General features: G+C 35.4%; 12 protein-coding genes and 1 pseudogene. 1 reads left to right on the top strand and 12 read right to left on the bottom strand.

Going from position 1 to position 12,384, the window contains the following annotated elements:
* The 7 genes from pezT to D8836_RS10560 form a co-directional block, all read right to left on the bottom strand.
* Nucleotides 1-730 (bottom strand): type II toxin-antitoxin system toxin PezT (gene pezT / locus D8836_RS10590; protein ID WP_125393952.1); only part of this gene is annotated, 730 nt, incomplete at its 3' end.
* Entirely contained in the window at nt 730-1,206 is a 477-nt protein-coding gene (gene pezA / locus D8836_RS10585) for a type II toxin-antitoxin system antitoxin PezA (RefSeq protein ID WP_000579610.1), read from the bottom strand. The genes pezA and pezT, both read right to left, overlap by 1 nt.
* Nucleotides 1,207-1,273: 67 nt before the next feature.
* On the bottom strand, nt 1,274-1,546 hold the full coding sequence (locus D8836_RS10580) for a hypothetical protein (RefSeq protein ID WP_125393951.1): 273 nt from the start codon (nt 1,544-1,546) through the stop codon (nt 1,274-1,276).
* Nucleotides 1,547-1,583: 37 nt separating this feature from the next.
* Nucleotides 1,584-1,967 (bottom strand): DUF5945 family protein, encoded by a 384-nt coding sequence (locus D8836_RS10575; RefSeq protein WP_033685082.1) that lies wholly within the window; start codon nt 1,965-1,967, stop codon nt 1,584-1,586.
* Nucleotides 1,964-2,197 (bottom strand): DUF5965 family protein, encoded by a 234-nt coding sequence (locus D8836_RS10570; RefSeq protein WP_125393950.1) that lies wholly within the window; start codon nt 2,195-2,197, stop codon nt 1,964-1,966. Before D8836_RS10570 ends, D8836_RS10575 begins: the two co-directional genes overlap by 4 nt.
* Nucleotides 2,198-2,247: 50 nt before the next feature.
* Nucleotides 2,248-3,333, bottom strand: coding sequence for a toprim domain-containing protein (locus tag D8836_RS10565; protein WP_125393949.1), 1,086 nt, complete (start codon nt 3,331-3,333; stop codon nt 2,248-2,250).
* A 9-nt stretch (nt 3,334-3,342) separates the two neighbouring features.
* Complete coding sequence (locus D8836_RS10560; RefSeq protein WP_000933082.1) at nt 3,343-3,984, bottom strand: hypothetical protein; 642 nt, start codon at nt 3,982-3,984, stop codon at nt 3,343-3,345.
* A 159-nt stretch (nt 3,985-4,143) separates the two neighbouring features.
* Here D8836_RS10560 and D8836_RS10555 point away from each other — a divergent pair, with 159 nt between their 5' ends.
* Nucleotides 4,144-4,341, top strand: a complete 198-nt coding sequence (locus tag D8836_RS10555; RefSeq protein WP_125393948.1) for a hypothetical protein — start codon at nt 4,144-4,146, stop codon at nt 4,339-4,341.
* A 13-nt stretch (nt 4,342-4,354) separates the two neighbouring features.
* Here D8836_RS10555 and D8836_RS10550 read toward each other — a convergent pair whose 3' ends face one another.
* The 5 genes and pseudogenes from D8836_RS10550 to D8836_RS10530 all read right to left on the bottom strand — a co-directional run.
* On the bottom strand, nt 4,355-4,651 hold the full coding sequence (locus tag D8836_RS10550; RefSeq protein ID WP_020903367.1) for a DUF5966 family protein: 297 nt from the start codon (nt 4,649-4,651) through the stop codon (nt 4,355-4,357).
* Nucleotides 4,652-4,664: 13 nt separating this feature from the next.
* Nucleotides 4,665-4,949 carry a DUF5962 family protein gene (locus D8836_RS10545; protein ID WP_125393947.1) on the bottom strand — a complete coding sequence of 95 codons (285 nt, stop codon included), beginning with the start codon at nt 4,947-4,949 and terminating at the stop codon, nt 4,665-4,667.
* A gap of 74 nt (nt 4,950-5,023) precedes the next feature.
* Nucleotides 5,024-11,242: a DEAD/DEAH box helicase family protein gene (locus tag D8836_RS10540; protein ID WP_185761632.1), complete on the bottom strand. Its 6,219-nt coding sequence runs from the start codon at nt 11,240-11,242 to the stop codon at nt 5,024-5,026.
* A gap of 47 nt (nt 11,243-11,289) precedes the next feature.
* Nucleotides 11,290-11,700: a thrombospondin type 3 repeat-containing protein gene (locus D8836_RS10535; RefSeq protein WP_125328479.1), complete on the bottom strand. Its 411-nt coding sequence runs from the start codon at nt 11,698-11,700 to the stop codon at nt 11,290-11,292.
* Nucleotides 11,701-11,901: 201 nt separating this feature from the next.
* Nucleotides 11,902-12,216 (bottom strand): annotated as a pseudogene (locus D8836_RS10530) (phage tail tip lysozyme); the annotation flags it as partial.
* Nucleotides 12,217-12,384 lie beyond the last annotated feature (168 nt).

Below are 12,384 nucleotides of genomic sequence, written 5' to 3'. Positions count from 1 at the left end.
CTCCAGATTTAAGCATCTCTTTCTCCACTTGATTCCATTCTCCAAATAGTAAATCATGAATAACGGTTGCTGCTGAAGTTGTATTTTCTTTTGAATCATATACACAACTTCTATCTCGTTGGTAAATTTGAATTCTTTCAAAGATAGCTAGTTCTTCCAATTGCCGTGTATTATCAACTAGATGATTTACAATGAAATCATGATGTTCTTTTGGAGTTGCACGTGCTTGATTTGGATTGATAGCGTATAGTTCTTCGTATCGGATAAGGGTGCTCAGATAGGACAGCTTAGGCTTTGTCGCAATCAAGGCTAATTGTACTTCATATCCCCTACTTTTCAAGAGTTGTGCTGTTTTCTTTGGAACATCAATCGTTCGTAAAGTTCCCTCTATCAAAAGATTGTATCCCAAATGACTCAATTCTGTTACTAAAGACTCTACCATTTGCCCTGCAAAATCTTTGGTGTATTCTACACTATCTTTGCCATATTCTTGCTGCAGTTCTAAATAGTGTGGATGCTGAGAACGAAAACTATCGCCATCTATGATAACAATATTTCCTTGAAATTCTTTCTGTTTAATACGATGAATTGTAGTCTTGCCAGCACCACTTTGCCCTCCAAGCAAAATCGCTATAGGTTGCTTACTGGACTTTCTTCCTCTTGTCAGAGAACGAAGATTCCGTGCTAGAGCATGTTTGAATTCACTATCAGTATAATCTTGGATTTCCATTAAGCTACCATCCGTTTTTCAGATATCTCTAACATGCGCTCAATTCCATCCAAATAGCCGCTATATCTCTCTATTTCATCAAAAGTTTCAACTAAATAGATATTCGTATGAATCAAGTCAGATAGATCATCACTCATTAAAATCCAAGGATTAGATTCATCATCAATGCTAATTCCCTGACTATCTTGATAACGATAAAGTCGAGATAATAGATTAGCACCTCTTTCTTTCACTATTTCAATTTTTAAAGTCAGTTCATAATCTTCAACAGGATTAAGCATTTTGTCTTCTCCTACAATATCGACATAAGATACATTAAACTTTTGACAAATGATGTCTATTAGCTCCGTAGAGACTGAACTAGTTCCATTTTCATAACGACTCAAGCTATTTCGAGAAATTCCTATAATTTGGGCAAATTCGGGTTGTGTTAAGTCGTGTGTTTTACGTAAGGATTTTATGTTCTTTCCAATCATGGCAAACTCCTTTATTTTTATAATTCAATTATAGCATAAAAAAGTATAACGCACCAATTTTGGTGCGTTATTGACTATTTTTCCTAAATCTCTCTAAATTCTTCTCCAATTGTTCCTTATGAAGTTGATTTTTAGCTTCCTTTAATGTGTCGTCCAATGTTTCTTCCCTATAAATTGATTCTGTTTTTACTTGTTCTGATTCTTGATCTGGAGTGAAAATGATATCTAACAGTCTGTCAATTTTTTCAAGATTTTGGACGGGCATATCAGATAGTCTATGAATCAGCTTTTTAAATACATCACTATTGTCGTGATTTTTCTTAAAAAATGTTGTAAACATCTATAACCTCTCAAAAAAAGCAGCCTATCAGGACTGCTTAGTGTAATTCGGAAATCGCATCATAAATTGACTGCAATTTCTTATTGTCTTTATTCTTTGTGTCGATCAACGTATGTAGCTCTTCAATTTTCTTTTGACTACTTTGAATATCGCTATTGTTATCCGCAATCAGTCTTTTAAGATGTTGCTGATAACTTGTAGTGATATCTGTCTCTTTTCCTGTTCTAACCTCTGTAACTTTAGGTTTAGAACTTGGATTTGATTCCGTCACAGGTGTTTGTTTTCGCTTTTGAAAAGCTGCTTCATAATTTACATCATTACCTCCTTGATGATTTCCAAATAAGGCCGCAATTTTATCTGGATCTTCTTGATTTTCTGATTTACTCTCTAATGGTTGATTAAAATTCCAATCTTTTGTCATTCACTCATTTCATCCTTTCTAAATTCAGAATCATCGAATTGTCTTTCTTTACCAAAGGCATTGTCAAGAGCTTCTTCAAAACTCATGGGACTAATGCTTTGACGTCTTTTGAACGTCGCAAACATCGCTGTCTCCAGTTGCTCTTTATAAGCAGCTAGTTTTTCTGACTCTCTTGCTACCTTACTTTCTTGCCTAGTGACCTTTTCTTCTAAGCGTTCGATTATGGTCATATACGATCCTCCTTCATTCTAATATTAGCTAAAACATCTTGATTTTGTTATCACAATTCTAAACATTGAGAGGTTTGCCTTACTGGTTGATTCCTCAATGTCTCTTTTGCAGTCTCGATCATCAATTGTAAATCTGATTTCTTTTCTCTAATAATATCGTTCCAATCTATTTTTTCTTTCCCAAATTCATTATTAGGTAAATCCAGGAAAACAGGAAATCCTGATTGAGATAACTTATCAGAAAAATCTTTTCCTGCATCATCACAATCTACCGCAAGTGTCAATAAATCAGGATGATTATCAAAATAGCTGGTGGTATCACGAATTGTATTGATTAAAGGCAATAACTTTGAAGGTATTACTGTATCCAAAAAATCCAACTTCTGATTTTCTTCAGCTATCAGTCGTAAAGTTTGATAAGCAACAACAGACCTTTTTAATCCTTCCATAGATACCAAGCGAACATCTGATAGACTTTGTTGATGCAGTTCGTAATAGCTCATCAAGTCGATGAACGATTCACAAAAGACCAGTCTATTTGGTTTACCAATGTCAAAGGATATTCCAATATATCCATGGCTTCCTTTTAGAATCGTTTTTAACCTCTCTCTAGAAAGAGCAGGATTCTTATAAATCCCTTGTATGCTTGCTGCCTGCAGCTTATGACGATGATCAAAGCTTTTAAAAACGATAACAGGTTCAACTGTTTCATTTGTTTTCCAACTAGCTTGTGCTATCAAATCTTGTTGGATCATCTTTTCTACGATTTCTTCTGAGATTCCTCTACATTCTGTTAAATAATATCTGGCCAGACTACAGTTAGAATCTTCTGTTCTCTTTAAAGGATAATAAAATGGTCTCTCTCTTTTTTCTTGAACAGCTTCTTTTTGAAAAGGTTCATCAGAAAGAAAGGCTAGAGCTTCTTTAAAGGAAATTCCCTTAACAAGTCGAACAAAATCAACGACATCACCTTGAATATCTCTTGAAAACCATTTAAAAGTATTGGTAGTAGAAAAAATTCGGAATGAATCGTGTTCAGGATGTTCATAGACACGGTTAGAAACTTGTTTAAAGGAGATACCTAAACGATTGGCTACATCAAGAATTGAAATTTTCTTACATTCTTCTATTTCCATGCAATATCATCATTTTGTTGTAGTATTTGGCAGTGATGGTATTGATGATGATTCTTCTAAAGTTTTAGGAGTGGCCTTATCTAAATCATCTAACCCAGATTTCCAAACCTGTACTTGATTGACCAATAACTTACCAGGTAATTTAGAATAGGACAATTTAACCGTTCTGGTTTCTGTCTGATTGGTCTTTGATTGGTTGGCATTCTTTAAATCGGATACATAGGTTACATTATAAGAGACCATGGCAATGGCTTGATTCGTAGTCTGATTGACAAAGATATCAGCTTTTTCAAAATGATAATCCAAAATATAGTCCTTATACACTTGGTTCATGGCATCATTTTGACTTGACAATTCTTGAGAATAAGCCGATTCAGTCATATAAGGTTGAATACGTGTATTATTTTCTCCGAGCTTTTCTTTCGTATAGTACTGTGTCAAAAATTCTTTTACAGTATCCGATGACAAAATGCTGGCTTTATCTTCTGCTTGTTTGTCCTCTACAAGTTTAGCTGCAGCCAATTCGATTTCTTTGCGACTTTGTTTAGCAGTAGAATGTTGACCAGCAGTATATCCCATCATGAGAATAAAGCTAGTTGCAGCCACTGCTCCAACACTAATTAAGGCTTTAGTTTTGACTTTATTTAACATCTTAGACCTTCTTTCTATAAAAACTAGGTCAAGAATAACAAAAAGGACTTGTAAGTTTTATCACATCACAACGAAAGGTAATTCCTACATTTCAGGCGCAAAATCGTACAGTTCAGAGAAAAATATCAAAATTAGCTGTCTTCAGCTTATAATATAAACATGAACAAATTAAAAGAAGAAAATTTGAGAAGAGCTCTTTCTCATATTGAACGCCATAAACAAGCCATAAATACAAGTAATAATTGTGAGGATAATGATTTTCATAAATTATTACTCCAATTTAGCTATGATGTATATGAAAGAATCAAGGCAAATAAAAAACCCTATCCGAATTTAGATTCAGATAAAGTTTTTTAACCATCTAACAAGTTTACATACTTTCCTTAGTTTTGGAGTTTATGAAACGCCAACTGAATCCTAGAACCAACATCAGATTGATGAAAAGGTACACAGCCGTAAAACTAGTTAAACCATGTTGTCTGATATCATCAAAATATAAACTAGGTTCAGTAAAGAACAAATAAATTCCATAGACCTCCACGAAAATAAGAAAACTGACAAAACCAATCAGGAAAAGTCCACTGGCAATAAGAAAGAGTCTCCATAAAAGAATGAGAATTCCTCCTACTGCTAAAAAAATTACTGGGATAAGGAGTAAATCATTCATGACTTTCTCCTTTCTAGTCAATCAATTGACGATAATGGGTGGCAAAAGAGGAATCAAATTCCTCTAGCTTTTGAACTAAGTCCAAATACTCCTCTTTTTCATGCTCTTCAAAGTCAACGCCTCGATGATTCTGAAGAGAGATTTCCAATTGACTAGTGAGTTCTCGTTTAGAAAAACTGTAATCCCCCGTCACTTCCTCATAATGTTCCTTTAGCTCCTTGTAGGCTTGGTATTCTTCAGGTGTTTGAAATCCCTGTACCAAAGCCTCTTCTAATTGATAATAGGTATCTTCCATCATAATTATTACCTCGTTTCTTTCTATCTTTATTCTACCGCGCTTTTCTTTTCTTGTCCGCTATTTGTATCAATTTTTTAATCCAATTCAAAAGAAAGTTGTTCCTGCTTTTCGTTTTCTTTTTCATGGAATTGTCTTAAGGCTTGATCTATAATATCTAAATCCGTTTCTGTTTCAATCAATGGCGCGAGTACATCGTATTCGGCCTTTTTTGTTTGATAGTCCTCTTCCTTTGGAAAATTTTTCTCAATTTCTACCTTAGCAGTAGTCCATTTATCCTTTAATTCATCCAATAAGTTCTGAGTTTTCACTTGGTCCTCTTTAATGTGATCAATCGTATGCTGAAGCCTTTGAATTGTCCCCAAAGGAGAATACAAATCTAAACTGACGGAATATTGATTTTCTCCTACAATCTTAACAGAGAAGGCTTCAGGAAGAGGTTGATTTGTTGGAAAACTAAGCATTTTTATTTCAAATCCTCTATAGCTTGCTAGGGTTCGGAATTCTTTGCTGTCAGCTTGATTATGACGGATAATACGGTGTAGGGATTCACCTGCTTCAGCTCGTTGCTCAAAAGCTTGCTTACCTACTGTCATAGTAAATGCCTGATCTTTCGACATTTCAGACTGTTGAATATCTCCATCATACTTGCTTAATCGTTTCTCAAGAATGGGTATATTTTCTTCACAGTAAGAGATTGTATGACGATAGTGATCCTTGCTGCGTTGAAAGGCGCGTCTTTGATTTTCTAATAGAGTTAGATCATTCTCTAGTTCCATCTTATATTTGAGATAAGGATTACCTGTTGCTAGTGCCTTAAAATCAGAAGCTGTCATAGTCTGTTCATCAATGTCTTCCGCAGCACGAATCGGCTCCTTAGAAGTCATAATCTGCTTAATATAACGGAGTTTGTTCTCCTGAGTTGCCCATAGATAATTATCAAACGAACCTTTGGTAATATAGTGGTAAATATCCACTTCCTTGTTTTCATTTCCTTGTCGGATAATACGTCCATTGCGTTGCTGAATGTCACTTGGTCTCCACGGTACATCCAGGTGATGAACTGCTTTCATCTTGCTCTGAACATTTAAACCTGTTCCTCCTTTTTCAGTTGAGGCAAGGAGAATCCGCACCTCTCCTGCATTGACCTTTCGAGACAAACTATTCTTCTTTTCATCACTATTGGCATCATGTACAAAGGCAATTTCCTTACTAGGGATTCCTCTATCAACTAATAAAGCCTTAATCTCAGAATAAACATCAAAGCCATTGTCCTTTTTCTTAGGTGTTCCAATATCTGAAAAAATCATCTGAGTAGCCTTATTTTCCATTCCTTCACGATAAATTCTTTCAACATTATCCACTACCTGAAGCAGTTTATGATTGTCTGCTAGACTATAACTTGAGTCCAACAAACGCATATCAATTGCTAGTTTCCGTGCCTCACCTGTTATCTTTAACATGTTATCCTGACTCGGATCAACTGTTCCACATTTGACCATATCTGACCTCATAACTAATTCTTCTAAATAGAGTTTCTGGTTTTCAGTTAACTCACTCTCAATAGGGATAATATGAGCTTCTGGAACAGGTAAATCCAACATATCTTGTGTTTGAATGTCGGCTGTTTCTTTATAGATTTTCATCAACTCAGGTAGATTGACAAACTTTTTAAATCGTTTCTTAGGTTGGTACTTATCCCCTGTAGGAGCTAATTCCATAGAGTTTTGAATTTCTCCAAAAGCACCTACCCAAGAGTCAAAATAATCAACTTGATAGCGTTTTAAGATATCTGGTTGAATATAGTTCATCATAGTGTATAACTCACTAATAGAATTTGAAACAGGTGTTCCTGTCGCAAAGACAATATTTTTAAAATCATGTTCTTCCTGAATCTGTCGAACCTTCATTTCCATATCCACATTCTTCTTAGAAGTTGTATTGGTAATCCCTGCTACATTTCCAAGTCCAGTAATGGGACGTATATTTTTAAAGTGATGTGCTTCATCCACAAAGAGAAAATCAATTCCTAAGTTCTCAAAATCAATAAAACTATCACGATTAAAGCGTTGGAGTTCTTCCAATTGTTTCTCTAGACCACTTATTGATTGTTCTGCTTCTTTAACAGTATACTTATTTTCAGAATGTGTTTTAATCTCTCGTAGTTCATTAAGTTTATCCTCGATATAATTCATCTGTCTTTCTTTACTGACAGGGATCTTTTCAAATTGAGAATCCCCAATGACAATGGCATCGTAATCTCCTGTAATAATACGTGACACAAACTGTTTTCTTCTTGCCTTCACAAAATCTTTCTTAGTAGTCACAAAGACCTTTTTAGTAGGGAAAAATTTCATGATTTCTTGGCCAAATTGAGCAGATAAACTAGAGGGCACCACATACAAGGGCTTATGAACCATCCCCAACTCCTTTAATTTAAAGCCAGCACCAAGCATGGTCAAGGTCTTTCCTGAACCTACCTCATGAGCTAACAAGGCTCTTTTTTCTTCTACAATCCTTTGAATGGCATTCTCTTGATGAGGACGAAGACTGATGTTTTGTGCCAAGCCATCAATGACTAGATGGCTACCGTCATACTCTCGACTAACCGTTCGATTATAAAGACGATTATAACTTTCTTCAATGACTTGTTGAACTTCTGGATACCGTGAGACAAAATCTTGAAAGAGTTCTTGTAAATGCTGCTCTTTTGCTCTTAGAACAGAGGTTTTTTCCAAATCTGTGATAGTCTTTTTCTTTTCTCCTTCCGTAACAGTCATAGTAATCGTCGGTTGGTTTGAATTTAGTAAATTCTCAAAAATCTTTCTTCCTGTATCATAACGTGACCCACTGACTCCAAGACTACTATCTTTGGCACTTGGATATCGATAAGCAAATGATGTCCTTAAATGAACCTGGCCATCGACAGGATTCACTTCAATGACTTGTTCAACATCAGGCGAAGACAATTCAAATTCACGATTGGTAAAACATTCAAAGGCAAATTTACCATAAACGGATTGAGGAATCCAACGTGACCCTATTTTAAACTCAATATCTGCCAGATGAATCCGTGGAGGGCGAACAGATTCTAACAAATCTAAAGCATGGTTCCAATCATATTCTTGATTGTTTTCCTCCACTAATAGTTGAACTACTTCTATCTTGTTGAGAATGTCTCCTGATAAAAACTGGTTCTTAGAAAGATATTTTCTTTCCCCTCTTAAATAGCTTTCTGGATCCATTAAAACTTGGTCACCTAACTCATCTAAAATAGCAGCTTGGCTATGTTCAGGGTAAATTGATACCATATAGTCTAAATCAACCCCTCTACCATCCGATAAACTGGAGTTTAAGGCATCTAGAGCCGTTGAAACTCTTGCAATCACTCTCTCTGGCCTAACCAATGCTTTCTCAAAGGCTAAAGATTTTTTATATTTTACTTTCTGGTCTTTAGAATCAATATACTCATCTTCTAAACTAGCTAGTAGGGAATACTTGTCGTCACTATCAAATAAGTTCCGATTGACTGAGGCATTCAAGTATCCAAATTGACTTACAAAGCGGTCATAGTCATGATTGAGTTTACTAAGTAATACCTGAAAATCTGTCCGATTATAATCTGGATGACGTTGAATTTCAATTAAGGCTTGATAGGTCTCTCTCAAATCAACCATGCCCTTAATGCGACTAATGTCCTTATCCGATAAGGGGCTTTCATAAAAGACAGTTTTTTTGAACAGTCCCTTATATTTCCCTCTTTTACTCGCTTCTTCTGACTTGTATACATCTAGTGCTTCCTCATCTGTCAAATGAAGTTGCACGAATCGGTCTATTTTATGTTCAGACAAAGAACTGTCCCAAGCTTTAAAATCTCCCTTCTCATCTACATAATAACTAATTTCTTCTACTTTTGAACTTTTCCGAATGCCATGCGTATCTCGGTAATAAATTTGATTTCCCTCATATCCAAAAGAATAGAGCGCTAAGTTCTCACGTATACGACTTGGGATAGAATTATCCACTTCTTCTTGGATAAAAACAGGTGCTTTCAAAGAATTGTCAATTGGTTTAGGTGCTTCCACATTCTCTAATGATTCCATAATATCAGTAGCTAATGTTTCTGATACCCCCTTAACATTGAGGGTTCCTCCATTAAAATTACGTACTTCATATTCACCCAAAACTTGTGTGTTGTATTTCCCATCAAAATAAGGATTGATCCAGACACGCTTATCCTCCTCAAAGGGAATAGAACCACTAAAAACAAGTTCCTCTTCATTAATATTCTTTGCTTGATCCTTTTGAAAGAAGAGGAGGTCTGTGGTCACTCGAGTACCTGCAATCTTTTTAAAAGCTGTATCCGGCAAACGAACTCCCCCTAAAAAATGAGTATTGGTTTTAATCTCTTGTAAAACATTATCTGTCCGCTTATCCATTGTCCCGATAGATGAGATAATCGACACTTGTCCTCCGTCTCTTACTAAATCAAGTGAGTGTTTGACAAAGTAGTCGTGAATCATATAAGGTTTATCATAGTTTTTATCGGCAATGCGAAAATTTCCAAATGGAACATTCGTTAAGACTAAATCAAAACTATTATTTTGATAGGGAACTTCTTCAAATCCTCGCACTTCAATATGGGTATTGGGGTGGAGTTGTTTTGCGATTGAGCCTGTCACACTGTCTAATTCAACCCCATATAGTTCTGATTTAGCTCGTATACTTCTAGGCATCGCCGCAAAGAAGTTCCCAGTCCCCATAGAAGGATCTAATATCCTTCCTCCCTCAAAACCATCATCCAGTAATTTTTGCCAAATCTGGCGAATAATCATTGGGTCTGTATAATAGGCTGTGAGAGAACTTTGTTTCATAGTGGAGTACTCTGATTTACTTACTAAACTCTTAAGAGTTAAACGTTCTGTTTCATACTTTGGATTGAGTTCATCGAAAAATTCATTGGCAAGACCGCCCCAGCCGACATACTTGGCTAGTAGTTCTTGTTCTTCTGGATTCGCTTGTCGTCCCTCTTTTTCTAATCTTTTAACAAGTTCAATTGTGGCGATATTCGTTTCAATTTTTTCTCGATTTGACTTAGGATAAAAGTCCTCTAAATCATCTGGAAAAACAAAATCTTGAACAGAGACATCCGTCTCTTCTATACCTGAAATAAGCGTTTCTGTTTCTGTTTCCTGTTCATTTTCTTCTTCCAAATAGGAAAACAAATCTATTTCCTGACTTTCACTTGATGATTCAATCTCAATCTCTAATTCTTCTTTCTCAAGTTCTACAAGAGACAAAACTTGTTCAATCTCTTCCAAACTGTTCAAGTATAAGATAGGATTCTCTTCAAATAACTGGTTGGAATCATTGAATAGCTCTAGGCGAACTAAGTCATTTAACTGTGCATTTTTAATCGAAACCAACTGAAATACTTGTCCTTTATAACTTACTTGTGAACCAATCGGATATTCCCTCAAAGCTTCTTCTACAATTTTATCTACTTTAGATAGGGAATGAACTTCCACATTTTCTTCTACCTGGTCAATATTATCTAAAGGTAAGACTGCTTTCTCTACTTGCTTAGACTTTTCTCTTATAGCCTTTACTTCATCAAAATGAGTAATAATCTTCAGCTTTTGTGTCAGTGGTAGTTGTTTGTAGTTTTCTTCATGATGGACAAAATCCGTAACAGTATCTAAAGTAGCCATCAATTCTGAACCCAAATAGGCTAGAACATCTCCTTCTTTTTCTTCAAAATGAATCTCAAGAACTTCTTTTGTTAGTTCTTTGGAATCAACCATTAGAAGAAACTCCTCTATATCTCTACTAATGCGGTCAGATAGATTATTCGCAACCCGATAGACATTGACTAAATTGACATCCTGATTCTGAAGACATACAAGCTCACTTAATGGTTCTAACTTCTCTTTTTCAGATTGGATGTAAAATCGAGTGGAAAGATTATAGGTTGCGACTTCTAGCACCAAGTTTTTCTCAAAATTACTTAATTGAGATAATTTACTTAGACCTGCTTGTCCAAAATTTCTTGTGTAACTTTCTAAATCTTGGTCATTATTTTCAGAACTAGCCTCTAGGAAAGAAATAATATCTTGATGAAACGAATACACATGAGGTATCTCTTCTATCTTGCCCTCTTCAGCCAAAAAACTCTCTACCAAGTCCTGCCATTTCTCATCAAAATGTTGCGCTTGATAACGAAGAAATAGGTCCATTTTCTCCCTATCTTTTGGAATTGTTCCACGAAACATAGCCAATAATTTCATTACTTCCATACTCGCTCCTTTCATCTATACGAAAATAGGAGAATCACATGATTCCCCTACAACTCTATCTCCATTTCAACCTTTTGAGGACTGGTTTCTAAATCACTAGACAAAAGAGAAATAGAATCTGTTCTCATGTAGTAAGTATATAAGTCTTCTAGGTCTTGTTCGTTTTCAATCCCTGTTTCAATACTAATAAGAGCCTGTATAAATTCCTTGTAGTGACTCTCCATCATATTTGAAATCTTTTGTTTCATTTCCATAAATACTGAAGACGGTTCAGTTATACTTGTTTGGTCTATGTCTTGTAAATCCTTTTCTAAGGGATTGGTTCCTTCTTCTACTTCCACTAAATCTGAACGTCCATCACCATCAGAATCTGCGCTAAGAGGATTGGTTCCTAGCGCCAATTCTTGAGCATCAGTTAATCCATCTTGATCCGAATCACGTTGATAAATGGCTTCCATATACTTCCTTCTTTCCTAGTTAATCTTTTTTCACTCCAATCCTACCAAATATTCCTTGAAAGAAGTATCACAACAAAAAAAAGAGAACGAGCCAAAACTGCGTTCTCCTTAAAATGTAAAACATTACTATTAAAGTAAAAAAGACGACTTACAGAACCTGTAAGCCACCTAGTCAGTCGGTTTATTCTGGTGTCTGCCACCGCTTGCCCCTTGAGATTTCAAAAACTCATACATATGTTTTGCTCGTTCAAACTCATCCCCACCAAACTGACCAATTGCTGGTAAAATAGTAGTCTGAAGTTGAATGACTTTTGGGAAATAAAATTGCGGATTGACATACACCAATTTTTCTTACTTGTTCTTATACTTTTGATAGGAGACTTTCAAACCTGTATCATCTGGTGTTTCACCTATAACATCACCCGTTAGAACTCTTGTCCCCTCAATCGCACGGCCATTATGAATGGAAGATAAGGTTAAGCGACTCTCATTCTCTCCTTTTCCGTTAGTGAGAATAAAAAAGGAGGACTTCTACACTTTGGCGTAAAAAGTCCTCTTTAAGAAATGTATTCTTTTTCTATTATATTATTTAATAACGCATAAAAATTTTCCTAAACAAAATATCTTACTTTCACACGATAAAAGAAATTCACATACACTTAGTATTTTTATTTTTTTTTTTTT

The organism is Streptococcus mitis (assembly GCF_003942995.1).
GTDB lineage: Bacteria > Bacillota > Bacilli > Lactobacillales > Streptococcaceae > Streptococcus > Streptococcus mitis_CV.
Note: the sequence above shows the minus strand (reverse complement) of the source record. Positions and strands in the feature narration are given on the sequence as shown.

Bases quoted from the DNA above. Each gene is read 5' to 3' on its own strand.
- D8836_RS10555 (WP_125393948.1), top strand. From the start codon at position 4,144: ATGAACAAATTAAAAGAAGAAAATTTGAGAAGAGCTCTTTCTCATATT.
- D8836_RS10570 (WP_125393950.1), bottom strand. From the start codon at position 2,197: ATGACCATAATCGAACGCTTAGAAGAAAAGGTCACTAGGCAAGAAAGT.
- D8836_RS10580 (WP_125393951.1), bottom strand. From the start codon at position 1,546: ATGTTTACAACATTTTTTAAGAAAAATCACGACAATAGTGATGTATTT.
- D8836_RS10575 (WP_033685082.1), bottom strand. From the start codon at position 1,967: ATGACAAAAGATTGGAATTTTAATCAACCATTAGAGAGTAAATCAGAA.
- D8836_RS10550 (WP_020903367.1), bottom strand. From the start codon at position 4,651: ATGAATGATTTACTCCTTATCCCAGTAATTTTTTTAGCAGTAGGAGGA.
- D8836_RS10545 (WP_125393947.1), bottom strand. From the start codon at position 4,949: ATGATGGAAGATACCTATTATCAATTAGAAGAGGCTTTGGTACAGGGA.
- D8836_RS10560 (WP_000933082.1), bottom strand. From the start codon at position 3,984: ATGTTAAATAAAGTCAAAACTAAAGCCTTAATTAGTGTTGGAGCAGTG.
- pezA (WP_000579610.1), bottom strand. From the start codon at position 1,206: ATGATTGGAAAGAACATAAAATCCTTACGTAAAACACACGACTTAACA.
- D8836_RS10565 (WP_125393949.1), bottom strand. From the start codon at position 3,333: ATGGAAATAGAAGAATGTAAGAAAATTTCAATTCTTGATGTAGCCAAT.
- D8836_RS10540 (WP_185761632.1), bottom strand. From the start codon at position 11,242: ATGGAAGTAATGAAATTATTGGCTATGTTTCGTGGAACAATTCCAAAA.
- D8836_RS10535 (WP_125328479.1), bottom strand. From the start codon at position 11,700: ATGGAAGCCATTTATCAACGTGATTCGGATCAAGATGGATTAACTGAT.